The sequence below is a fragment of the Marinobacter sp. LA51 genome (assembly GCF_030297175.1).
In the GTDB taxonomy this organism is placed as follows: Bacteria; Pseudomonadota; Gammaproteobacteria; order Pseudomonadales; family Oleiphilaceae; genus Marinobacter; species Marinobacter apostichopi.
Genome location: NZ_AP028070.1, coordinates 618,423 through 641,527, shown reverse-complemented (window position 1 = coordinate 641,527; position 23,105 = coordinate 618,423). Strand labels below are relative to the sequence as shown.

Annotated in this window: 17 protein-coding genes, 6 tRNA genes and 3 rRNA genes; 9 read left to right on the top strand and 17 right to left on the bottom strand. The window is 56.7% G+C overall.

The annotated features are described in order from the left end of the window. Positions 1–43 precede the first annotated feature (43 nt). The 13 genes from QUE89_RS02875 to tyrS all read right to left on the bottom strand — a co-directional run bounded on the left by QUE89_RS02875 (position 44) and on the right by tyrS (position 9,983). A tRNA-Thr gene (locus QUE89_RS02875) sits at positions 44–119 on the bottom strand. Positions 120–134: 15 nt separating this feature from the next. Further along, positions 135–209, bottom strand: a tRNA-Gly gene (locus QUE89_RS02870). A gap of 10 nt (positions 210–219) precedes the next feature. After that, positions 220–304: transfer RNA gene (locus QUE89_RS02865), tRNA-Tyr, on the bottom strand. A 36-nt stretch (positions 305–340) separates the two neighbouring features. Further along, a tRNA-Thr gene (locus tag QUE89_RS02860) sits at positions 341–416 on the bottom strand. Between the two features lie 61 nt (positions 417–477). Continuing rightward, positions 478–1,212, bottom strand: coding sequence for a hypothetical protein (locus QUE89_RS02855; RefSeq protein WP_286221772.1), 735 nt, complete (start codon positions 1,210–1,212; stop codon positions 478–480). Further along, positions 1,209–1,943 carry a type III pantothenate kinase gene (locus QUE89_RS02850; RefSeq protein WP_286221771.1) on the bottom strand — a complete coding sequence of 245 codons (735 nt, stop codon included), beginning with the start codon at positions 1,941–1,943 and terminating at the stop codon, positions 1,209–1,211. Before QUE89_RS02850 ends, QUE89_RS02855 begins: the two co-directional genes overlap by 4 nt. Next, positions 1,940–2,905 (bottom strand): biotin--[acetyl-CoA-carboxylase] ligase, encoded by a 966-nt coding sequence (locus QUE89_RS02845; RefSeq protein ID WP_286221770.1) that lies wholly within the window; start codon positions 2,903–2,905, stop codon positions 1,940–1,942. The genes QUE89_RS02850 and QUE89_RS02845 overlap by 4 nt, the downstream gene beginning before the upstream one ends. A gap of 165 nt (positions 2,906–3,070) precedes the next feature. Continuing rightward, positions 3,071–3,186: ribosomal RNA gene (gene rrf / locus QUE89_RS02840) — 5S ribosomal RNA — on the bottom strand. Positions 3,187–3,268: 82 nt separating this feature from the next. Beyond that, positions 3,269–6,163 (bottom strand): 23S ribosomal RNA (locus tag QUE89_RS02835). A 319-nt stretch (positions 6,164–6,482) separates the two neighbouring features. Next, positions 6,483–6,558 (bottom strand) — tRNA-Ala (locus QUE89_RS02830). Positions 6,559–6,603: 45 nt separating this feature from the next. Further along, positions 6,604–6,680 (bottom strand) — tRNA-Ile (locus QUE89_RS02825). Between the two features lie 89 nt (positions 6,681–6,769). Next, positions 6,770–8,309 (bottom strand): 16S ribosomal RNA (locus tag QUE89_RS02820). The 16S, 23S and 5S rRNA genes sit together here with 2 tRNA genes alongside, the layout of an rRNA operon. Before the next feature lie 471 nt (positions 8,310–8,780). Next, positions 8,781–9,983 (bottom strand): tyrosine--tRNA ligase, encoded by a 1,203-nt coding sequence (gene tyrS, locus QUE89_RS02815; RefSeq protein ID WP_286221769.1) that lies wholly within the window; start codon positions 9,981–9,983, stop codon positions 8,781–8,783. Between the two features lie 305 nt (positions 9,984–10,288). On the opposite strand from tyrS, the gene QUE89_RS02810 reads away from it, so the two are divergent. After that, on the top strand, positions 10,289–11,674 hold the full coding sequence (locus tag QUE89_RS02810) for an OapA family protein (RefSeq protein WP_286221768.1): 1,386 nt from the start codon (positions 10,289–10,291) through the stop codon (positions 11,672–11,674). Positions 11,675–11,679: 5 nt separating this feature from the next. Further along, entirely contained in the window at positions 11,680–12,777 is a 1,098-nt protein-coding gene (locus QUE89_RS02805; RefSeq protein WP_286221767.1) for an anhydro-N-acetylmuramic acid kinase, read from the top strand. 84 nt (positions 12,778–12,861) lie between these two features. On the opposite strand, the gene erpA is transcribed toward QUE89_RS02805, so the two are convergent. From erpA to argC, 4 genes are all read right to left on the bottom strand, one after another. Next, entirely contained in the window at positions 12,862–13,194 is a 333-nt protein-coding gene (gene erpA / locus QUE89_RS02800) for an iron-sulfur cluster insertion protein ErpA (protein ID WP_286222812.1), read from the bottom strand. Between the two features lie 85 nt (positions 13,195–13,279). Further along, positions 13,280–13,792, bottom strand: coding sequence for a bactofilin family protein (locus tag QUE89_RS02795; protein WP_286221766.1), 513 nt, complete (start codon positions 13,790–13,792; stop codon positions 13,280–13,282). 1 nt (position 13,793) lies between these two features. Beyond that, positions 13,794–14,534, bottom strand: coding sequence for a DUF6776 family protein (locus QUE89_RS02790; RefSeq protein WP_286221765.1), 741 nt, complete (start codon positions 14,532–14,534; stop codon positions 13,794–13,796). 9 nt (positions 14,535–14,543) lie between these two features. Then, a complete protein-coding gene (argC, locus tag QUE89_RS02785) occupies positions 14,544–15,581 on the bottom strand; it encodes an N-acetyl-gamma-glutamyl-phosphate reductase (protein ID WP_286221764.1) in 1,038 nt (345 codons plus the stop codon). Between the two features lie 164 nt (positions 15,582–15,745). On the opposite strand from argC, the gene QUE89_RS02780 reads away from it, so the two are divergent. The 7 genes from QUE89_RS02780 to QUE89_RS02750 all read left to right on the top strand — a co-directional run bounded on the left by QUE89_RS02780 (position 15,746) and on the right by QUE89_RS02750 (position 23,055). Further along, the gene (locus QUE89_RS02780) at positions 15,746–17,521 is read left to right on the top strand and encodes a chloride channel protein (RefSeq protein WP_286221763.1); all 1,776 of its coding nucleotides are present in this window, start codon (positions 15,746–15,748) and stop codon (positions 17,519–17,521) included. 3 nt (positions 17,522–17,524) lie between these two features. Next, the gene (gene hemJ, locus QUE89_RS02775) at positions 17,525–17,947 is read left to right on the top strand and encodes a protoporphyrinogen oxidase HemJ (protein WP_286221762.1); all 423 of its coding nucleotides are present in this window, start codon (positions 17,525–17,527) and stop codon (positions 17,945–17,947) included. A gap of 60 nt (positions 17,948–18,007) precedes the next feature. After that, positions 18,008–18,766, top strand: a complete 759-nt coding sequence (gene thiD, locus QUE89_RS02770; protein ID WP_286222811.1) for a bifunctional hydroxymethylpyrimidine kinase/phosphomethylpyrimidine kinase — start codon at positions 18,008–18,010, stop codon at positions 18,764–18,766. Further along, a complete protein-coding gene (gene thiE, locus QUE89_RS02765; protein ID WP_286221761.1) occupies positions 18,754–19,422 on the top strand; it encodes a thiamine phosphate synthase in 669 nt (222 codons plus the stop codon). The genes thiD and thiE overlap by 13 nt, the downstream gene beginning before the upstream one ends. A 13-nt stretch (positions 19,423–19,435) precedes the next feature. Further along, positions 19,436–20,716, top strand: coding sequence for a glutamate-1-semialdehyde 2,1-aminomutase (gene hemL, locus QUE89_RS02760; RefSeq protein ID WP_286221760.1), 1,281 nt, complete (start codon positions 19,436–19,438; stop codon positions 20,714–20,716). Positions 20,717–21,015: 299 nt separating this feature from the next. Then, complete coding sequence (locus tag QUE89_RS02755) at positions 21,016–21,936, top strand: lipase family alpha/beta hydrolase (RefSeq protein WP_434784090.1); 921 nt, start codon at positions 21,016–21,018, stop codon at positions 21,934–21,936. Between the two features lie 171 nt (positions 21,937–22,107). Next, entirely contained in the window at positions 22,108–23,055 is a 948-nt protein-coding gene (locus tag QUE89_RS02750; protein WP_286221759.1) for a DUF4382 domain-containing protein, read from the top strand. The last annotated feature ends 50 nt before the right edge of the window (positions 23,056–23,105 follow it).

The following is a 23,105-nucleotide window of genomic DNA, read 5'->3' as shown; positions in this document are numbered from 1 at the left end:
TCTCCCTAATCAACCTGGATCGTAACGTTGACCGGATTAATGATGGAGCTCATGGGCGGATTTGAACCGCCGACCTCACCCTTACCAAGGGTGTGCTCTACCAACTGAGCTACATGAGCATTGCAAAACCAAATTGGAGCGGGCAGCGGGAATCGAACCCGCGTCATCAGCTTGGAAGGCTGAGGTAATAGCCACTATACGATGCCCGCGAGCAATTAGTGGTGGAGGGGGCAGGATTCGAACCTGCGAAGGCGATGCCGTCAGATTTACAGTCTGATCCCTTTGGCCACTCGGGAACCCCTCCGAGTCGGTATCGCTATCGCGACACCGTCAAAAAAAGTGGAGCTGGCGGACGGAATCGAACCCCCGACCTGCTGATTACAAGTCAGCTGCTCTACCAACTGAGCTACGCCAGCTCACATTCGCCTCGTCAGCGAGGGCGGTATACTACGGATTTTTTTAGAGCGTTGCAACACCCTAGCAGGGGTTGATTTCGACGAAATCGAAATCCGCTCCGTAATCCGTTTTTACCGCCTGCACCACATCTTTTACAAGATCCGGCTCAGCCTTAAAAACGAGCGCGTAGCTTATCTGATTTCGGGGGAAGTTGGCCAGTACTGCGTTAAGATTCTGGCGTTTTTTTTCTTCGAGCACGGATATTGCAGCCTCACGAGACTCAAACAGGCCCAAAGAAATGGCATTTCGGTTCTCACCCTCGGTCACCAGGTACGAATCGATGCCCTGACGTTGAATATCCCGGAACTGTTTCAATGCCACCGCTGGCGGCTGCGGGGGAATGATTACCCAATGAAACGAAGGCAATTCCCGGGTCACCTCCTGCCAGCCCAAACCAACCTCCCCTGCCATCGGCTGGCCAGCAACTAATGCCTTGGCCGCGCCGAGTGAAGGGATCAGTCCCAGGCGACCACACACCAGCGCTGACATGTCCGCCCCCTGCTCGGAAAACTCCGCGGAAGACTCATCAGACCCACCAATACCCGAGACCTTTTGAGCCTCAGCCTTCGAGAAAGACTGGTCGACCGGGGCTCCCCTTGAAGCAACCGACTCAACGGACTCTTCGGCTTTGAGACTGGCCACTCTCGGAAGGTTGCCGCTGGCGATCACCTTTGATCGTTCAGGGCTTTGAAACGCTCCGGCGCCATACCAGAGGCCGACATTGAGGAGCAGGAGGAGAAAGATAAACCATTTCATTGCGCATGATCCTCGGAATCAATCAGCGCTAATCCGTCTAATACCAGCTGCGGCCGTATCTCAGCCGACAATCCCAACCCCAGAAGCCGATCGGCGTCGCCACCGGTGACCAGAATACGCTCCAGGCCAAATTTTCGGACATCGGCGTGCACCCGCTCCACCATCCCTGTCGACAACCAGGCCAAGCCGTGGTTCACACACTCACCAGTGGAATGCCCGGGACTGGTCTCCAGCACCTGGTCCGGATCGAAACCGATTCGGGCGGCGTCATTCTTCAGGCTCCGAAGCATCATCTGCAAACCCGGGAGGATAAAGCCGCCAAGGTGTCGGCCCGAGCCATCAACATAATCCACCGTCACAGCACTACCGGCGTCCACCACAGCCACGCCCTGGCGATAGTGGGCCCAGGCACCGTACATGGCGTGCCAGCGGTCGGCGCCCATTTTCAGATAATCGGTATAGGCGTTTACCAGGTCACCACGTTCCGGCTCGGACCAATAAAACCGAACCGGTGCTTTCGTTTGGCGCTCCAGGAAAGCCTGCAAGGCCAGGCGCTTGTCTTCCGCGGCCACGGTAGAAACCGCAACTGCAGCAATCTCGGCCGAGCTTGCTTCCAACCCGGGCATGGGATCGGCATCGTCCAGCCGACCCACTCCCTCGGCGATAACCTGCACGCCCTGAGCCAGGCGCCACTTCAGTCTCGAATTGCCGGCATCAACCAACAACTTCATTGGACAACCCTTAAACTGATTTCGCCCGCCCTCACTGGCACTATGCCTTCCTCTGTGTGCAGGAGGTAATTACCGGCCTCGTCGATACCTTCGCCTTTACCGTGAAGCTCGCCATTACGCGCCTCCAGCGGCATACCCGCAAAGATATCCCGACGCTGCCAGGGCCCATGAAAATCGCGAAAGCCATTTTCAGAGAACTGATGAGCAGCATCAAGTACGGCGGTGATGATGTTGCCGGCAATGGCGTTCCTCGACCAATCGATGCCCGGACTGGCATTTCCCAGACTGCTCCAGGGTTGATCCACTTCCTCAGCTTCAGCCATGTGCACATTGATGCCAATTCCGGCAATCACCTGAACCACCCCTTCCTGCAACTCCCCCTGCAACTCGATCAGAATGCCGCCCAGCTTGCCACTGGGAAGGAAGATGTCATTGGGCCACTTCAGACCAATATCCGAAGCCCCCAGGGTTTCCAGGGCGTTGGCCACAGCCACTCCCAGCACCAGGCTCAAGCCATCCAGCACCGAGAAACCGCCATGAAAAGTCAGCCCAATACTCAGATATAGATTCTGACCGCGCGGACTGCTCCAAACCCGGCCACGACGACCCCGACCAGCGGTCTGGCAATCCGCAATAGCCACCGGCACACCGGAAGCGCCATCGGCCACTTGCCGCAAAACTTCAGCGTTGGTGGAATCGACTTCATCCAATACCACCAGTGACAGAGCGGAGCGATAGCCGTTATCAACGTCGGCCAGGATGGCATCGCGATCGAGCAGGTCTACCGAGGACAGCAACTGGTAACCCCGACCACGAATGGTCTCAATCTTTACCCCTTCGTCCATCGCCCGCCGGACTTGCTTCCAAACTGCGGTCCTGCTTACGCCGAGCTGAGCGGCCAGGAATTCGCCAGAGTGGACGTCACCGTCGCTCAGCAGGTTGATTAAGGCTTTGGATTTCATGAGGCAGTATCCAGCTTGAAGAATGAGTAACGCCGGATTAAACACCAGGCGAACACAAAAGACAAAGTTGCCCGCCATTTTTTGCGGGAAAGCACCCTTCCGGGCCTTTCGTTCAGGCAATAAAAAACCCCAGCCTCGAGGAAGCTGGGGTTTTCGGTATTAAGAGTCTGACGATGACCTACTCTCACATGGGCAAGTGCCACACTACCATCGGCGCAGGCTTGTTTCACTTCTGAGTTCGGGATGGGATCAGGTGGTTCCAAGCCGCTATGGTCGTCAGACAAAACGGTTGATCACTGGGGGGACGAGAAAGAGATGTGATGTTGATTTCGTTGCGTTATCCGCAATTGTCTTGGGTGTTATATAGTCAAGCCGCACGAGCAATTAGTATCGGTTAGCTCAACGCCTCGCAGCGCTTACACACCCGACCTATCAACGTCCTGGTCTTGAACGGCTCTTTAGGGACCTTAAAGGTCCAGGGAGATCTCATCTTGGAAGGGGCTTCCCGCTTAGATGCTTTCAGCGGTTATCCTATCCGAACATAGCTACCGGGCAATGCGTCTGGCGACACAACCCGAACACCAGCGGTTCGTCCACTCCGGTCCTCTCGTACTAGGAGCAGCTTTCCTCAAATCTCCAACGTCCACGGCAGATAGGGACCGAACTGTCTCACGACGTTCTAAACCCAGCTCGCGTACCACTTTAAATGGCGAACAGCCATACCCTTGGGACCGGCTTCAGCCCCAGGATGTGATGAGCCGACATCGAGGTGCCAAACACCGCCGTCGATGTGAACTCTTGGGCGGTATCAGCCTGTTATCCCCGGAGTACCTTTTATCCGTTGAGCGATGGCCCTTCCATACAGAACCACCGGATCACTATGACCTACTTTCGTACCTGCTCGACGTGTCTGTCTCGCAGTTAAGCGGGCTTGTGCCATTACACTAACCGCATGATGTCCGACCATGCTTAGCCCACCTTTGTGCTCCTCCGTTACGCTTTGGGAGGAGACCGCCCCAGTCAAACTACCCACCACACAGTGTCCTCAACCCCGATAAGGGGTCCAAGTTAGAACCTCAAACATGTCAGGCTGGTATTTCAAGGTTGGCTCCATGAGAACTGGCGTTCCCACTTCAAAGCCTCCCAGCTATCCTACACAAACATGCTCAAAGTTCACTGTGAAGCTATAGTAAAGGTTCACGGGGTCTTTCCGTCTAGCCGCGGATACACCGCATCTTCACGGCGATTTCAATTTCACTGAGTCTCGGGTAGAGACAGCGCCCCCATCGTTACGCCATTCGTGCAGGTCGGAACTTACCCGACAAGGAATTTCGCTACCTTAGGACCGTTATAGTTACGGCCGCCGTTTACCGGGGCTTCGATCAAGAGCTTCGCACGAATGCTAACCCCATCAATTAACCTTCCGGCACCGGGCAGGCGTCACACCGTATACGTCCACTTTCGTGTTTGCACAGTGCTGTGTTTTTAATAAACAGTCGCAGGGGCCTGGTATCTTCGACTGGCGTCAGCTCCACCCGCAAGGGGTATCACCTACAACCAGCGTGCCTTCTCCCGAAGTTACGGCACCATTTTGCCTAGTTCCTTTACCCGAGTTCTCTCAAGCGCCTTGGTATTCTCTACCTGACCACCTGTGTCGGTTTGGGGTACGGTCTCGAATAGCCTGAAGCTTAGAAGATTTTCCTGGAAGCATGGCATCAATGACTTCCCGCTCTAAAAGAGCAGTCGTCGTCGCGTCTCAGAATTGTGGACCCGGATTTGCCTAAGTCCACTCCCTACACGCTTAAACCGGGACAACCGTCGCCCGGCTCACCTAGCCTTCTCCGTCTCTCCATCGCAGCTATCCAAGGTACGGAAATATTAATCCGTTTCCCATCGACTACACCTTTCGGTCTCGCCTTAGGGGCCGACTCACCCTGCGCCGATTAGCGTTGCGCAGGAACCCTTGGTCTTCCGGCGTGCGGGTTTTTCACCCGCATTGTCGTTACTCATGTCAGCATTCGCACTTCTGATACCTCCAGCAAGCTTCTCAACTCACCTTCGCAGGCTTACAGAACGCTCCCCTACCCCGCATACAAAGTATGCAGCCGCAGCTTCGGTGACCAGTTTGAGCCCCGTTACATCTTCCGCGCAGGCCGACTCGACTAGTGAGCTATTACGCTTTCTTTAAAGGATGGCTGCTTCTAAGCCAACCTCCTAGCTGTCTGAGCCTTCCCACATCGTTTCCCACTTAACTGGTACTTGGGGACCTTAGCTGGCGGTCTGGGTTGTTTCCCTCTTCACGATGGACGTTAGCACCCACCGTGTGTCTCCCGGATAGTACTCACAGGTATTCGGAGTTTGCATCGGGTTGGTAAGTCGGGATGACCCCCTAGCCGAAACAGTGCTCTACCCCCTGTGGTATTCGTCCGAGGCGCTACCTAAATAGCTTTCGGGGAGAACCAGCTATCTCCGGGCTTGATTAGCCTTTCACTCCGATCCACAAGTCATCCCCTGGCTTTTCAACGACAGTGGGTTCGGTCCTCCAGTTGATGTTACTCAACCTTCAACCTGCTCATGGATAGATCGCCCGGTTTCGGGTCTATGCCCAGCGACTAAATCGCCCTATTCAGACTCGGTTTCCCTACGGCTCCCCTAAACGGTTAACCTCGCCACTGAACATAAGTCGCTGACCCATTATACAAAAGGTACGCCGTCACAGAACAAGTCTGCTCCGACTGCTTGTACGCATACGGTTTCAGGATCTATTTCACTCCCCTCACAGGGGTTCTTTTCGCCTTTCCCTCACGGTACTGGTTCACTATCGGTCAGTCAGGAGTATTTAGCCTTGGAGGATGGTCCCCCCATATTCAGACAGGATACCACGTGTCCCGTCCTACTCGATTTCACTAAACTCAGGTTTCGGATACGGGGCTATCACCCACTATGGCGGCACTTTCCAGAGCCTTCTCCTACCAATTGTTTAGCTTAAGGGCTAATCCCCGTTCGCTCGCCGCTACTTAGGGAATCTCGGTTGATTTCTTTTCCTCGGGGTACTTAGATGTTTCAGTTCCCCCGGTTCGCCCCTTACACCTATGTATTCAGTGCAAGGTACCCGACCGAAATCGGGTGGGTTTCCCCATTCAGAAATGTCCGGATCACAGCTCGTTTGCCAGCTCCCCGAACCTTATCGCAGGCTTCCACGTCTTTCATCGCCTCTGACTGCCAAGGCATCCACCGTATGCGCTTAGTTGCTTGACTATATAACCCCAAGACAACTGTGAACGAAGCAACGCTCGTTACCAGGCAAGCCTGATAAAGAGGTTATTTCGAGACAGTTCCTTGAAGCGATATCACAACCACTTCAACGACAACACCGGATAACGCTTGAAATCGCTATCACTTGAATACGTCCTCTCGGAGATAATGAGAGAATCGTACTCGTGTTCTTTCTCGTCCAATTTGTTAAAGAGCAAATCTGACCCAGTGATCAGAAAGAAGAACTTCGCTTAACAACCGATGTCATTAAACCGAAATGCTTGTTTCTGGACACTGCTAACCGAAGTTAGTCAGTAAATATTGGTGGAGCTAGGCAGGATCGAACTGCCGACCTCCTGCGTGCAAGGCAGGCGCTCTCCCAGCTGAGCTATAGCCCCATTTAAGCTACCTCAAATTGTCCAACTCCAGGAGTTGAGCAATTTTGGTGGGTCTGGGTGGACTTGAACCACCGACCTCACCCTTATCAGGGGTGCGCTCTAACCACCTGAGCTACAGACCCAATGGTACGGGCCTGATAGACCCATCTGCTCTCTTTATTAATCAACCAAGTAATTCGTGTGGACTCTGACCGAAGCATTCGGCTTCGTTTAAGGAGGTGATCCAGCCGCAGGTTCCCCTACGGCTACCTTGTTACGACTTCACCCCAGTCATGAACCACACCGTGGTGATCGTCCTCCCGAAGGTTAGACTAACCACTTCTGGTGCAATCCACTCCCATGGTGTGACGGGCGGTGTGTACAAGGCCCGGGAACGTATTCACCGTGACATTCTGATTCACGATTACTAGCGATTCCGACTTCACGGAGTCGAGTTGCAGACTCCGATCCGGACTACGATGCGTTTTGTGAGATTAGCTCCCCCTCGCGGGTTTGCAGCCCTCTGTGCGCACCATTGTAGCACGTGTGTAGCCCTGGCCGTAAGGGCCATGATGACCTGACGTCATCCCCACCTTCCTCCGGTTTGTCACCGGCAGTCTCCCTAGAGTTCTCAGCCGAACTGCTAGCAACTAGGGATAGGGGTTGCGCTCGTTACGGGACTTAACCCAACATCTCACGACACGAGCTGACGACGGCCATGCAGCACCTGTGTCAGAGTTCCCGAAGGCACCAATCCATCTCTGGAAAGTTCTCTGCATGTCAAGGCCAGGTAAGGTTCTTCGCGTTGCGTCGAATTAAACCACATGCTCCACCGCTTGTGCGGGCCCCCGTCAATTCATTTGAGTTTTAACCTTGCGGCCGTACTCCCCAGGCGGTCAACTTAGTGCGTTAGCTGCGCCACTAAGGATTCAAGATCCCCAACGGCTAGTTGACATCGTTTACGGCGTGGACTACCAGGGTATCTAATCCTGTTTGCTCCCCACGCTTTCGCACCTCAGTGTCAGTGTTGGTCCAGGTAGCCGCCTTCGCCACTGGTGTTCCTTCCTATATCTACGCATTTCACCGCTACACAGGAAATTCCACTACCCTCTACCACACTCTAGCCTGACAGTTCGAAATGCCGTTCCCAGGTTAAGCCCGGGGCTTTCACATCTCGCTTATCAAACCACCTACGCGCGCTTTACGCCCAGTAATTCCGATTAACGCTTGCACCCTCCGTATTACCGCGGCTGCTGGCACGGAGTTAGCCGGTGCTTCTTCTGTGAGTAACGTCAAGGCTAGCCGATATTAACGACTAACTTTTCCTCCTCACTGAAAGTGCTTTACAACCCGAAAGCCTTCTTCACACACGCGGCATGGCTGGATCAGGGTTGCCCCCATTGTCCAATATTCCCCACTGCTGCCTCCCGTAGGAGTTCGGGCCGTGTCTCAGTCCCGATGTGGCTGATCATCCTCTCAGACCAGCTACGGATCGTCGCCTTGGTGGGCCTTTACCCCACCAACTAGCTAATCCGACATAGGCACATCCAATAGCGCAAGGTCCGAAGATCCCCTGCTTTCTCCCGAAGGACGTATGCGGTATTAATCCGGGTTTCCCCGGGCTATCCCCCACTACTGGGCAGTTTCCTATGCATTACTCACCCGTCCGCCGCTCGTCAGCGGGTAGCAAGCTACCCCTGTTACCGCTCGACTTGCATGTGTTAAGCCTGCCGCCAGCGTTCAATCTGAGCCATGATCAAACTCTTCAGTTTAAATCATACAAGAATCCGAAGATTCTCTATTCTTGCTCAAGACAAAACTCAATTTCGACGAGTCACTGTCCTGATATTTCGTATCCGAAATACCTCGGCCAGCGCCCACACGAATTACTTGGTCAATTTTTTAAAGAGCGGTTGAGCTGCTGCTCAATCAAGGTGGCGTATTCTACATCGTGTCGCCGCCTTGTCAACCGTTTATTTTCAATGTTTTCCGTCTCCGGAAAGCGCCGAAAATCAACCGGCTTACTGCTTGTTTCGAGAGGCGCATTCTACAGCGAATCGAGCCTCTGTCAACCGCTTTCTGAAGAATTTTGAAACTCAATTTCTTCAACATTTTCAAGCGGTTGCCTTCCTCGGTAGCCGCTGTGTCAGTGGCTTGTCCCTCAGAAGAGATGCGCATTCTACAGACCTGCTCTGAGGTGTCAACGGCGATTCTGAAAAAAACTCAAAATCGCCGTAAATCGATCACGCAGTGATCACTACCCGGGCAATCTTCTTCTTTCCGGCCTGTACCACACAGTCATCACCCTCTTTAAAGAGGCGATCGCCCTCAAACTGGTCGCCGTCAACAAAGACCGCGCCACGCCCCAGAACATCTCGAGCTGCCGCACCGTTCTTCACCAGACCCGCCAAACGCAGAACCGAGGCCATCGGAATTTCCGGCTGCCCGTCCAGTGACACCTCTACTGTCGGTACGTTATCGGGAATCGCACCCAGCGCCACCCGGTTACCCGCAGACTTGTGCGCAGACTCGGCCGCCTCCTTATTGTGGAAGCGAGTAATGATCTCTTCCGCCAGCAGCTTTTTATAGTCCTGGGGATTGGCACCACCTTCTACAGCCTTGCGGAACTCATCTACTTCCGCCAGCGGCCGAAAGCTCAGCAACTCAAAGTAACGCCACAGCAGATCGTCCGGCATGGACAACAGTTTGGTGTACATCTCGCCGGGGGAATCGTTCACACCTACATAGTTGCCCAACGACTTGGACATCTTCTGGACACCATCCAGCCCCTCCAGGATTGGCATGGTGAGAATGGCCTGCGGCGTCTGGCCATAGGCTTTCTGCAGAATCCGCCCCATCAACAGGTTGAACTTCTGATCGGTACCGCCCAACTCAACGTCAGCTTCCATGGCCACCGAGTCGTAACCCTGTACCAGGGGGTACAGAAACTCATGGATCGCGATGGACTGCTCAGCACGGTAGCGCTTGGTAAAATCATCACGCTCCAACATCCGCGCCACCGTATATTGGCCCGCCAGCTTGATCATGTCCGCCGCACCCATCTTGCTCATCCACTCGGAGTTGAACATGACTCGGGTCTTGGCCGGATCAAGAATCTTGAACACCTGCTCTTTATAGCTGATGGCGTTCTGGGCAACCTGCTCTTCTGTTAAAGGGGGGCGCGTTGCACTTTTACCCGTGGGGTCGCCGATCATCCCGGTGAAATCCCCAATAAGGAACATGACCTCATGACCGAGATCCTGGAACTGCCTTAGCTTATTAATTAGGACAGTGTGCCCAAGATGCAGATCCGGGGCGGTGGGGTCGAAACCTGCCTTGATTCGAAGCGGGCGACCTTCCTTTAACTTCTCAATCAGCCCTTCTTCCGGAATAAGCTCGTCAACGCCGCGCTTGATTACGGCCAACGCCTCATCAATAGATGCCATGAACAACACGTCCCCAGTTTTTACCTAGATGGATTCTGACAGTTACAGACCTCTACAAAAGAAATCTGTGAGTTACCTGCACTCCTGCTACAGTAGATTTGCCTAGTTTTTGAGCAGCTCTGGCTGGGCAGGGCGGCATATTATAGCAATGCCACCCGAAGAAATCCGGAGGATGGAGCAGTAACCGTAATGTTCCACGCTGTCCCGCATGCATTTTATACGGTAATCTGTTTGTCTATACTTGAACAACAGCTTTAATTAGGTAGTTCAACCTACCGGAATACCGATTAAAACGGGTGCGATACGTGCTGAATATGTTTCCCAAAACACACCTTACCATTGCCGCCGCTGCCACCGTTGTAGTGACTGCCGCCATTTTAATGAGCCCGAGCGCCCAGGTTGAAGCCAAGCGTATGTCCTATGCGCTGGATCTCGAGCAGGGAACGGTGTCTGATAATGGCACTGCTGGAGAGTCTGCGCCCGAAGCGCCGGCCGAGGTAGTGGTTGAAGAACAGGCTCCAGTTGCGGATACCGAGCAACAAGCCACAGTGACCGAACCGGTACCTGCCGCTGAGCCCGCGCTCGACTGGCAGACCTACAAGATCAAATCAGGCGACACACTGTCTTCCTTATTCAAGAAAGCCGGCTTTAACGATGGCATCATGCTGTCGGTTATCCACGGCGAAGGCGAAGCAGACAAACTTCAGCGCCTGTACGCTGGCGAGACCATCCGATTTGCCACCGATGAAGCGGGCGATCTGGCGGCCGTTGAACTGCAACGCAGTCTGCTGGAATCCCTGAAAATCGAAAAAGGGGAAGAAGGCTTTGCCGGCCAGACCGTTATGCGGGAACCGGAGGCACGCCCGGCGTTTGCATCCGGCACCATTGATGGCTCCCTTTACTTGTCCGCTCGTGAAGCCGGCCTGAACGACCGCCTGACCATGGAACTGGCCGGCATTTTCGGCTGGGAAATCGACTTCGTTTACGATGTCCGCAAGGGCGATCAATTCGAAGTGGTTTATGAAGAGCTGTATCTCGACGGTAAGAAATTCGACACCGGCCGCATACTGTCGGCGCGGTTTGTGAACCGTGGCGAAGACAACACCGCCCTGCTCTACACCGACAGCAACGGTGACAGCGACTACTACGCCCCGAACGGCAAGAGCATGCGCAAGGCGTTCCTGAGAACTCCGATCAACGCCCGGGTGTCCTCTGCCTTTAACCTGCAGCGCCGCCACCCGGTACTGGATGTCGTCCGGCCGCATGAAGGCACCGACTACGGCGCGCCAACAGGCACACCGATCAAGGCCGCAGGTGCTGGCCGAGTTCGCTTTTCCGGCTGGAAGGGAGGCTACGGCCGCACCGTCATCCTGCAGCACGGCGACAACATCACTACCCTGTACGCACACATGAGCCGCCTGGGCAAAGGCATCAAGAATGGCGCTCGGGTGAAGCAGGGCGAAACCATCGGCTACGTAGGCTCGTCCGGCATGGTCACGGGCCCGCACCTGCACTACGAATTCCGCCTGAACGGATCGCCGCGCAACTCCCGCACCGTCAAGCTGCCGGACGCCAAGCCTGTGCCTGCCTCAGAAATGGCGCGGTTCAAGCGCTATACTGAGCAGCGGCTGGCGCAGTTCAATGGCTTTCGTGAAAACTTTCAGCAACTTGCACTAGCATCGGACGAATAACGGGCATGGACGCCTGGATCGGACTCATGTCCGGCACCAGCATGGACGGCATTGACGCCGTGCTGGTGTCGTTCAACGGTCACTCAGTAGAAGTACACGCCTCCCAGACCCTGAATTACCCGGATGAGCTTCGACACCGGCTTTTGGCTGTCAGCCAGAACCAGGGCACTCCCGATGAGATTGGCGAACTGGACACCCTGACCGGCGCCCTCTTTGCCGACGCCGCCTGTCAGGTAATTGAAGCCTCCGAGATCTCGCCGAGATCCATTCGCGCCATCGGCAGCCACGGCCAGACCATCCGGCACCAGCCGTCTGGCTCGGCCCCGTTTTCCCTCCAGATTGGCAACCCGTCGGTGATCGCGGAACGGACCGGCATCACCACCGTGGCCGATTTCCGGCGCCGGGATATGGCCGCCGGCGGCCAGGGAGCACCTCTGGTACCGGCGTTTCACAAGGCGTTCTTCAATTCCGGCACCGAGGACCGGTGCATTCTGAACCTGGGCGGCATTGCCAACATCACCTGGATCCCTGCAGACGACGGCAAACCAGTGACCGGGTTCGATACCGGCCCTGCCAACGCACTCATGGATGCCTGGTGTCTGAACCAGACCGGCCTGCCTTACGACGCCGACGGCCACTGGGCAGAGGAAGGCACCGTCAATCAGGCCTTGCTGCACGACATGCTGTCAGACGCGTACTTCTCCCGCCCGGCTCCCAAGAGCACCGGCAAGGAACGGTTTAACCTGGAGTGGGTAAAAACCCTGGTGCGTCGACACCCCGATCTGCCGGCTGAAGACGTACAGCGAACCTTACTGCAACTGACCGTTACCAGCATTATTCACCAGCTGCCCGAAGTTCCGGCCCTGCGGGTGTACGCCTGCGGCGGTGGTACCCGGAACCCGGTGCTGATGCGGGAACTGGAACAGGCATTGAGCCCGGCGCCGCTCGCTATTACCAGTGATCTGGGCCTGAACCCCCAATGGGTGGAGCCGGTCGCCTTTGCGTGGCTGGCGCAGCAGTCACTGGCCAGGCAGCCCGGCAATCTGGCGGAAGTGACTGGCGCACGGGGCCCAAGAATCCTCGGTGCAATTCATCACGCCTGACACGTCGGCTTTGCTGACGCCAGAAATAAAAAAGGAGAGCCAGTGGCTCTCCTTTTTTCTGCGTGTCTTACCTGCCTGCCGTCGTCAGATCGAGAACGAACTGCCACAACCACAGGTAGAGCTGGCGTTCGGGTTCTGAACCACAAACTGTGAGCCCTGGAGGCCTTCCTGGTACTCAATGGTAGCGCCCACGAGATATTGATAACTCATCGGGTCGACCAACAGGCTGGCGCCATCCCTTTCTACCACGGTGTCTTCTTCGTCCTGACTGTCGTCGAACGAAAACCCATACTGGAAGCCAGAGCAACCACCACCGGTGACAAACACACGAAGCTTAAGACTAGGATTTTCTTCTTCCTCAATCAGCTCCCGCACCTTGGCAACAGCGCTGTCACTGAAGAACAGCGGGGCGGCCATTTGTTGCTGGACTACACTCAAGTTTGCCTCCGGATTACGTGGTAACAACTCAGGCGATTATGGTATTCCTGAGTAAAACAATCAACTATTCGGACTTTCCACCATCGGCGGTGTCAGTCGCCAATTCTCCGGGTGCCCCTTCACTGGTCGCCATTGCGTCAGAAACACGGGCTTCAGGCTGACTGCCAGATTTGGACCGGCCCTGGTCGTTGGTCAGCAGGCCCGTTGGCTCGCGCTGATGCACCAGGTTACCGTTCACCGAGGCGCCCATGGCCATTTCGATCAGGTTGTAATAGACGTTGCCATTGATCGAGGCTTTCTCCGCCAGCTCGAGATGAGCGGAGGCGTAGACATCACCGTGAACGGTACCGTTAATGATGACGTGCGGCGCCACGATGTCACCAGAAACTTCACCAATTTCCGAGATCCGCAGGACGGCGTCGCTACCCTCCTCGGCAATGACTTTGCCATGAACGTGGCCATCCACATGCAAACCGCCAGAAAACTGCACGTCGCCATCGACCCGGGTGCGGGACGAGATCAGGGTGTCAAAATGGCCTGAGGCGCGGCGCGGTTTCTGTTTTTTATTTCCAAACATGTTACTTCTCCGTTAGGTCATCCCAGTCGAATGTTCGTTCGGCCTGTGAGGATTTTCGCCCTTCAGCCTGGGCCACCACCTGGATTTCGATCGGTTCGAATCCGTTAGGCAGCGCCAGCACACCTTCCACATCCTGAAAATAGCGGAAGCGGAATTTTACACCAAGGTCTTCAATATCCTGAGACAGGTCGCGCAAGGCGATGACTTCTTTCTCTTCGTCACGCAGGCCGATGACGTTAACCGCCACTACGCCTGAAATATAGCTTTTATTATTGCCCACCTGGGTCAGCACCAGCTTGAAGTCGTAGGCACCGGGCTGCCGATCGGGGGCCAGCGTAAAGCTGTCCACCTGAAGCCCCTTACTGGTTTCCGAAGGGGCCATGATGTTTTTATAGAACGTCAGATCCGATTTCAGCGATGCAATCCGGGTTTCCAGCTTAACAATGCTTGTCCGGGCCTGCTTCATTGCCTGGCCATCAATGGCCCGGCCTCGCTCAAGATTAATGACCTGCTGGCGCGCCTCGGTGTACTTGGTCCGAAGCGAGTCCAGCTCTTCTTCCAGCACCTGCATGGTCGCTTCAGCACTGGAGGAGCGGAAGCCACCCTGGGACAGCCCCGTGGCGTAGCCGGCAATGGCCGCGATGATGGAAAACGCCAGCAGTATGGCGGTCCGCCGCAGCCGGTAACCTGGCCGGTGGCGGATCACCACATACTCGTGCTCGGGCTTTTGATCCTGGCTCACCACCGCTCCCTATGGCAGAAGTGCCGGGGCTTCCAGCCCAAGCGTTTCTTTCAGGCCAAACATGATGTTCATGTTCTGAACCGCCTGTCCGGCTGCGCCCTTCACCAGGTTATCAATCACCGAGGATACGATAACGATATTGCTCTGCTCCTGCCGGTGAAGCGCCATGCGGCACTGATTGGCACCCCGGACACTGCGTGTTTCAGGGTGACTGCCAAACGGCATGACATCAACAAACGGCTCGTCCTGGAAGCGAGCTTCGAACAGGCTTTGCAGCCGGTCGAAATCCGCCGGGTTCTTCAGCTCCGCGTAGAGGGTAGCCTCGATACCACGGATCATCGGGATCAGGTGCGGGACAAAGGTGACGCCAACGTCGGTTCCGGCCGCACCTGCCAGTCCCTGCCTGATTTCGGGAAGATGGCGGTGGCCCGAGGCGCCGTACGCCTTGAAGCTTTCTCCCACTTCGCCGTGCAGCATGCCAATCTTGCCTTGGCGACCGGCGCCGCTGGCACCGGACTTGGCGTCGGCGATCAGGCGGGCCGGGTCAACCAATTCGTTCTCCAGCAGCGGTAGGAAACCAAGTTGTACTGCTGTCGGGTAGCAACCCGGATTGGCAACCAGCTGGGCTTCGCGAATGGCACCGCGGGCTATCTCCGGCAAACCGTAGACGGCCTTATCTGCCCATTCCGCGCTTTCGTGGGGCATACCGTACCAGTTGGCCCAGACATCGAGATCCTTCAGGCGGAAGTCGGCGGACAAATCAACCACCCGCACGCCCGCTGCCATCAGCTCAGGCACCATGCGCATGCACACACCGTGAGGCGTGGCAAAAAACACCAGATCACAAGCTTTGAGCACGTCGGCTTCCGGCTCGGAAAAGGCCAGGTCGTAATGCCCACGCAAATTTGGGTACATGTCGGCAACAGGCATACCTGCTTCCGACCGGGAAGTGATGCAATTTACGGTAACTTCCGGATGAACTGCCAGAATTCTCAGCAGTTCGACACCGGTATAGCCGGTGCCACCAACGATGCCTACTTTTATCACCTTACTCTCCAGCGTCTCCAGTGACGTCCTCTCGGGGATGGGAGGATTGACCCCGTAGTCTACCATGATAAACCAAGGACTTATTGCAGCTAGCAGGGCGACCGTTACAATGTTGTCTTAAAGGCGCTGTTGCCCCATCGCACCTAACCGGAACTCCGGCGTTCATGCAAAAACTCTGGCATCAGATTACCGAGCAACTCATTCCGCTTTTCCGGCGCCGACTATCCGGTGTTGATGCCCTGCCACAACTGGCTGTGCTTGGCCTGCTGTCGGGACTGATCACCGGCGGTGTCATCCTGGCATTCCGACTGGCCATTGAATGGCCCCTTGAATACTTCCTGCCCGGGGACGGCTCGGAATCCTTTGAAGAACTGGACCTGCTGACCCGAGGGCTTTTGCCACTCACCGGTGCCCTGATCCTTGGCTTCATGCTCCACCGGCTGGCAGTCCAGGACCGCAAGGTTGGGATTGTCCATGTCATGGAGCGCCTGAATTATCACCAGGGCTACATCCCCTTCCGCAGCGCCGTCGTTCAGTTTGTTGCCGGCGTAGCCACCGTGGTAACTGGCCAATCGGCGGGCCGTGAAGGCCCCGCAGTGCACCTGGGCGCCGCGTTCTCCAGCCTGATGGGCCAGTGGATGCGCCTGCCCAACAACAGCATTCGCACCCTGGTGGCCTGCGGCTGCGCGGCAGCGATCTCGGCGTCATTCAACACTCCCATTTCCGGTGTCATCTTCGCCATGGAAGTGGTGATGATGGAGTACACCATCGCCGGGTTTACGCCGATCATCCTGGCCGCGGTGAGTGCCGGTATCGTGACCCAGGCGGTCTATGGCTCGGAACCGGCCTTCAACGTGCCGGCCCTGACCATGAATTCGCTGCTGGAAATCCCGTGGGTGCTGGTCATTGCGATCATCATCGGTATTGCCGCAGCGGCTTTTATTCATGTCGTGGAAGTGATGGGGCGCCATCAAAACCGACCGATCATGCTCCGGATCACCCTGGCCGGTATGCTGATGGTACCGTTTGCCATCCTGATGCCGGAAACCATGGGCATCGGGTACGACACGGTAAACGAAACCATCAACGGCCAGCTTGGTTTCTGGCTGCTGCTCGGCATTGGCGTGTCCAAGCTGCTGATCACCTCACTCAGTATTGGCCTGGGCATGCCCAGCGGGGTCATTGGCCCAACCCTGTTCATGGGGGCAACCCTGGGTGGCGCCATGGGATTGATCGGCGCCCAGCTGCTGCCGGAGCAGGCGTCATCAATTGGTCTCTACGCCATGCTGGGCATGGGCGCGATGATGGGGGCGGTATTGCAAGCGCCGTTGGCAGCCTTGATGGCACTGATGGAACTGACCCGCAATCCCAACATCATCCTGCCCGGCATGTTGATCATTACCACCTCCAGCCTGGTCACCAGCGAAGCCTTTGGAAAGAAATCCCTGTTCCTGACCATTCTGAAAAGCCAGGGGCTGAGCTACCAGAATTCACCGGTGACCCAGGCCCTGAGGCGGGTTTCCGTCGGTGCGATCATGGATCGGAGCATACTCCGGACTGAACGCCACCTGACGGTCGAAGAAGCCCGCAGGATTCTGAAATCGGAACCAAAATGGTTGATTGTCGAAGGCAGTAATGGACCCACTGCCCTGCTTCCCGCGGTGGATCTGGCCCGATACCTGGAGGACACCGAACAACCCAAGACTGAAGACGAAACCGAGGAGCCGGAAGCCGTAGACCTGATGAACATTCCGGCCAACCGACGTGATGTGGCGCCGGTGCAGTATCAGGCCACGCTGGAAGAGGCCCTGAACGAATTCGATACAACCAATGCGGAGGCTCTGTACGTACAAAGGCATGTCGCACCGATGATCCAGCGGGTTTACGGCGTGGTACTGAAATCTGATATTGAAAGCCATTACCAATACCGACGGAGCTGATACATGCTGTGGGTGAAAGCCTTCCACATAATCTCAATGGTGTGCTGGTTCGCCGGCATTTTTTATCTGCCCAGACTGTTCGTATACCACGCCGCTTGCGAGGACGAGCTCGGCCGAGAACGCTTCAAGGTCATGGAGCGAAAACTTTACCGGGGCATCACCACGCCCTCTATGGTTGCCACGCTGATCTTTGGCTTCTGGCTGATCAGTTACAACCCGTCCGGGTATGCCAGCCAGGGCTGGCTACACGCCAAACTGGTGCTGGTCGCGCTGCTGGTCGTTTATCATTTTTACTGCGGCCATCTGGTCAAGGTGTTCCGTGACGACCGCAACACCCGTGGCCACGTGTTTTACCGCTGGTTTAACGAATTGCCGGTGTTTGTTCTGCTGGCCGTTGTTATTCTGGCCGTTGTGAGACCTTTCTAGCTTTTAAAGACTCTTCGAAGGAGCCAAGTCATCAAACGTTATACGCGACCTCAGGTTTTGATCCTGTCCGGCCTGGACCCTTCGGGCGGTGCCGGCATTCAGGCTGATATTCAGGCTGTGACCTCGCTCGGCTGTCACCCACTGCCGGTGCTGACCTGCCTGACGGTGCAGGACACCACCAACGTGTACGGCGCTGAAGCCGTTGATGCCGAGCTGGTCCGCCAGCAGCTGAAGTGTGTGGCCGACGACGCCCCGATTCATGCCATTAAAACCGGCGCCCTGGGCAACGCCGCCATTGTCGATGTGCTGGTGGAGTTTCTCGCTCAGCATCCGGGCATTCCGGTGATTACCGATCCGGTGATCAAGGCAGCCGGCGGCGGCGACCTGGCCGATGACGATCTGATCGCCGCGATGAAACAGCGCCTGTTCCCCATGGCCGAAATGATCACTCCAAATGGCATCGAACTGAGCATTCTGGGTGACCACAATGATTCGGCGCAGGCAGCCCAGAACCTGCTGGACGGCGGCTGCAAATCAGTGCTGGCAACCGGTGGCCACGGCACCGGGCTACACATCATCAACACCCTGTTCAACCACACCCCGGACCCGATGACTTGGGAAATCGAGCGCGTGGGTGGTGAATATCATGGCACCGGATGCACGCTCGCAGCGGCCATTGCCGCCGGCCGGGCCTGTGGCCTGTCGCCCCGGGCAGCCATATCCCAGGCTCAAAACTACGTTAACCGCGCCATCCTGCACGCTCTGGAAGTGGGCAAAGGCCAGCCAGTCCCCGATCGGGGCATTGCATGGGAACGGTGAGCAACATTCTCCAGCCCGGGCTCTATGCCATTACCGACAGCAAGCTGACACCCCCGGAATCCCTGATTGCCTCGGTGGACGCGGCTCTGCGTGGTGGCGCTGTTTTGATACAATACCGCGAGAAGTCGGCGCCCATGCCGGACCGACTCCGCCAGGCCCAGGACCTGCAGGCGATATGCTCGAATGCCGGTGTGCCGCTGTTGATCAACGATGACGTGGAACTGGCCCGACGCGTTGGCGCCGCCGGTGTTCACCTCGGCCAGACCGACGGCTCTCATCGCCAGGCCCGGGAGGTACTGGGGGAAGACGCGATCATCGGCATCACCTGTCACGCTGACCTGGAGCTGGCGCAAAAGGCCTACGACGCCGGCGCTAACTACTTGGCGTTTGGCCGCTTTTACCATTCGGGCACCAAGCCCAATGCGCCGGCGGCCAGCCCGTCGGTACTGACCAGCGCCAAACGGTTTCAGCGCCCACTAACGGCGATCGGCGGCATCACCGTGGACAACGGTACTCCGCTGATTCTGGCGGGCGCGGACATGTTGGCGGTAGTCGGCGGCGTATTCGGTGGCAGCCCGGCAGACATCGAACAGCGCGCGCGGGCCTTTACCCGCCTGTTCCAGGAACATCATCCACTTTTTTCAATCTCCAGATAACAGGACCCAGCCCATGACACACTCCGAAACTCTGTTCGAAGAAGCCCAGAAATACATTCCCGGCGGTGTGAACTCCCCGGTCCGGGCCTTTCGCGGCGTGGGTGGCACCCCGGTGTTCTTCAAGCACGCCGAAGGCGCTTACCTGTACGACGAGGACGACCGCCGCTACATCGATTACATCGGCTCCTGGGGCCCGATGATCCTCGGTCACGCAGATCCGCGCATCAAAGAGGCCCTGCACGCCCAGGTTGATCTTGGCATAGGCTACGGCGCACCCACCTCGCTGGAAACCGACATGGCCAAGAAGGTCTGTGAACTGGTGCCATCCATTGATCTGGTGCGCATGGTCAACTCCGGTACCGAGGCGACGATGAGTGCGGTGCGACTGGCCCGCGGTTACACCGGCCGGGATAAGATCGTTAAGTTCGAGGGCTGCTACCACGGCCACGTGGATTCCCTGCTGGTGAAAGCCGGCTCTGGCGCCCTGACCCTGGGCGTGCCCAATTCCCCGGGCATTCCCGCCAGCCTGGCGGAACACACCCTGACCCTGACCTTCAACGACATCGACAGCGTGCGCGAGACCTTCGCCAAGATGGGCGACGAGATTGCCGCCATCATCGTTGAACCGGTTGCCGGCAACATGAACTGCATTCCACCGGTACCGGGCTTTCTGGAAGGCCTGCGGGAAGTCTGCGACGAACACGGCACGGTACTGATTTTTGACGAGGTGATGACTGGCTTCCGGGTATCCCGTGGTGGCGCCCAGGAATATTACGGCGTAACACCCGACCTGACCGCCCTGGGCAAGATCATCGGCGGCGGTTTGCCGGTCGGCGCCTTTGGTGGCAAACGCGAAATCATGGAACACATCTCGCCGCTGGGGCCGGTGTACCAGGCCGGCACCCTCAGCGGTAACCCGCTGGCCATGCGTGCAGGCCTGACCACGCTGAATGCGATCTCCGAACCGGGCTTCCACGACCGGCTGACCGAGAAGACCAACGCCGTGCGCGATGGCTTCAAGGCCGCTGCCGACGCCGCCGGCATCCCCCTGGCCGTGCAGAGCGCAGGCGGCATGTTTGGCTTTTTCTTCACCAGCGAAGCATCGGTAACCCGCTTTGATCAGGTCATGGGTTGCGATGTCGAGCGCTTCAAGAAGTTCTTCCAGGGCATGCTTAAAGAAGGCGTGTACCTGGCGCCGTCAGCGTTTGAAGCCGGCTTCACCACCGCCGCACTGTCCGATGCCGATATCGAGTACACGGTAAACGCAGCCCACAAGGTCATGGCGACGCTCTAACCCGCCATGCGTTAACCGCGACCTATGCACCGGCCCGCATGACCGTCACGCTCGACGTGTCATCGCGGGCCATGCTTGTGACCGGTGTCACAACCCGCCCCAGAACTCGCCGCTCCCTCGTCCTGCGCCATTGACTTACACACCACGCTGATCAAATTATGGTCACATCTCACTAGAGATGCTCTGACGGTAACGACTCAACAATCACAACAACGTAGTCAGCGCACGGATGCACAGCAGTACCCAGCCCGTCGGGGCAGTTTGAATAACAAACACAACATCAAACTGTAGGAACGACAATGAAATCCTGGATCAAAGTGATGGCTTTGGCCTGCGCTGTGGCGTGGTCAGCTCCCGCCGCTGCCTGGTGGTGGAACTCAACTCCCTCAAACTATACCGACACCCGGTACCCGATTGTTCTCGTCCATGGCATGTTCGGTTTCGACTCCATAGTCGGTGTCGATTACTGGTACGGCGTGGCCGAAGACCTGCGCAAATACGGCGCCGACGTTTTCACCACGCAAGTGCCAGCGCTGGACAGCACTATTGCCCGGGGCGAAGCACTATTGCCTCAGGTACAGGCCATTGCCGCGGTGTATGGCAAGGTCAACCTGGTAGGGCATAGTCACGGCGGCCCGACCGCACGCTACATTGCCCGGGTACGGCCAGACCTGGTGGCCTCGGTAACCTCTGTCGGCTCCCCCCACAAAGGATCGCCGGTGGCGGACCTGATTTACGGTTCTCCTGCGGAGAGTCTGGCGGCTTCACTGGGTAATGCCCTGGGCGGGCTGATTGATCTGATTTCCGGTGGTGGCTACAACCAGGACCTGCGCTCCAGCCTGTACTCCCTGACCTCCGAAGGCAGCGCAGAATTCAACAACTTTGCGCCAGCGGGCATGCCCACCACGTCCTGTGGCGAAGGAGCCCATGCCGCCAACGGCATTCGTTTCTATTCCTGGGGCGGGACTGGCGTACTGACCAACATACTCGATCCGTCCGATGCCCTGTTGGGCACCACCAGCCTGGCGTTTGGCTTCAGCCAGAACGATGGCCTGGTTGGCCGCTGCAGCAACCACTTCGGAAAGGTGATTCGCGACAACTACTTCATGAACCATCTGGATGAAGTGAATCAGGCGCTGGGCCTGCACAGCCTGTTTGAGACCGACCCGAAAACGGTATTCAAGCAGCACGCCAACCGCCTGAAAAACGCCGGCCTTTAAACCAATAAAAGAACTCGCCGGGTCGTCTCACGACCCGGCCTTCAACCTATCCTGCCTGTTACATTTGCTTAACACTCCTACCTATCCCTCCAACATGTCGCTAGAGTAAAAGGAAGAATCGGCACTCATTTCTTGTCGGTGATTTTCTTTGGACGGATTGAGGAGGTTTATATGTATCGGTCACTTCGACTTATTGGCATTTCTGCTTTGACTGCCGGCGTTGCTGCCTGCGGTGGCGGCGGGAGTAGCAGTGATTCAGGCGAAACGGGCACGGTATCCTTTGGGGTCACCGACGCACCGGCGACGGAATTCAGCAATGTGACAGTTGCCTTCACAGAGATCCGACTCAAGCCGGAAGACGGCGACTGGATCAGCTTCCCTCTGGATGGCTTTGAAGACCAGAACCTGCTGGAACTGCAAGGTGGTGTCAGCGCTCCGCTGATCACCGATGAGGAAGTGCCGGCGGGCAACTACACCGAACTGCGACTGATCGTCGACACTGACAATTCGTTCGTCAAGCTTGAATCCGAAGGTGACAGCACCTATACCCTTGCCGTGCCATCGGGTGAACAGAGTGGCCTCAAACTCAAGGGCGATTTCATCGTAGCCGCGGACACCTCGACCGACTTTACGGTGGATTTCGATGTGCACAAGTCCATTGTGGATCCGCAAGGCGGCTCCTTGGCGGATTACCTGCTCAAGCCCAGCATGCGTCTGGTGAACAACCTGGAGGTGGGCAGCATCAGCGGCCTGGTGGATTACGCGCAGATTAACTCCACTCGTGGTGAGGACGATACTGAAGATGCGCTGGCGGACTGCGCTCTAAATTACGAGGGCTCTGCCTACGTCTTCGCCGGAGCGGGTGTCCAGCCCAGCGACCTCAATGTAAATAACGACACCGGCAACCCGCTACTGGTGCTTCCGGTCGCACCGGACGATCAGTCCAGCTTCTACACCTATACCGCCGGCTTCCTGCCCGCGGGTGAATACACCATCAGTTACAGCTGTCAGCTAGACGACAACGAAAGGGACGATGAGCTGGAATTTGACGGCACCCAGAACGTTACCGTGGTCGCAGGTGAAACCGCTCAGGCGGAAACCATCCCGTTAACGGAATAATAGATCTGGTTCTACCGATGAAAAAAAGCCCCGCAAAGTTGCGGGGCTTT

Coding starts and splice junctions, on each gene's coding strand:
- thiE (WP_286221761.1), top strand. CDS start 18,754: ATGGGAACGGTGAGCAACATTCTCCAGCCCGGGCTCTATGCCATTACC.
- QUE89_RS02795 (WP_286221766.1), bottom strand. CDS start 13,792: ATGTTTGGAAATAAAAAACAGAAACCGCGCCGCGCCTCAGGCCATTTT.
- QUE89_RS02780 (WP_286221763.1), top strand. CDS start 15,746: ATGCAAAAACTCTGGCATCAGATTACCGAGCAACTCATTCCGCTTTTC.
- QUE89_RS02850 (WP_286221771.1), bottom strand. CDS start 1,943: ATGAAGTTGTTGGTTGATGCCGGCAATTCGAGACTGAAGTGGCGCCTG.
- hemL (WP_286221760.1), top strand. CDS start 19,436: ATGACACACTCCGAAACTCTGTTCGAAGAAGCCCAGAAATACATTCCC.
- QUE89_RS02855 (WP_286221772.1), bottom strand. CDS start 1,212: ATGAAATGGTTTATCTTTCTCCTCCTGCTCCTCAATGTCGGCCTCTGG.
- QUE89_RS02805 (WP_286221767.1), top strand. CDS start 11,680: ATGGACGCCTGGATCGGACTCATGTCCGGCACCAGCATGGACGGCATT.
- QUE89_RS02845 (WP_286221770.1), bottom strand. CDS start 2,905: ATGAAATCCAAAGCCTTAATCAACCTGCTGAGCGACGGTGACGTCCAC.
- tyrS (WP_286221769.1), bottom strand. CDS start 9,983: ATGGCATCTATTGATGAGGCGTTGGCCGTAATCAAGCGCGGCGTTGAC.
- erpA (WP_286222812.1), bottom strand. CDS start 13,194: ATGGCCGCCCCGCTGTTCTTCAGTGACAGCGCTGTTGCCAAGGTGCGG.
- QUE89_RS02750 (WP_286221759.1), top strand. CDS start 22,108: ATGTATCGGTCACTTCGACTTATTGGCATTTCTGCTTTGACTGCCGGC.
- hemJ (WP_286221762.1), top strand. CDS start 17,525: ATGCTGTGGGTGAAAGCCTTCCACATAATCTCAATGGTGTGCTGGTTC.
- QUE89_RS02755 (WP_434784090.1), top strand. CDS start 21,016: ATGAAATCCTGGATCAAAGTGATGGCTTTGGCCTGCGCTGTGGCGTGG.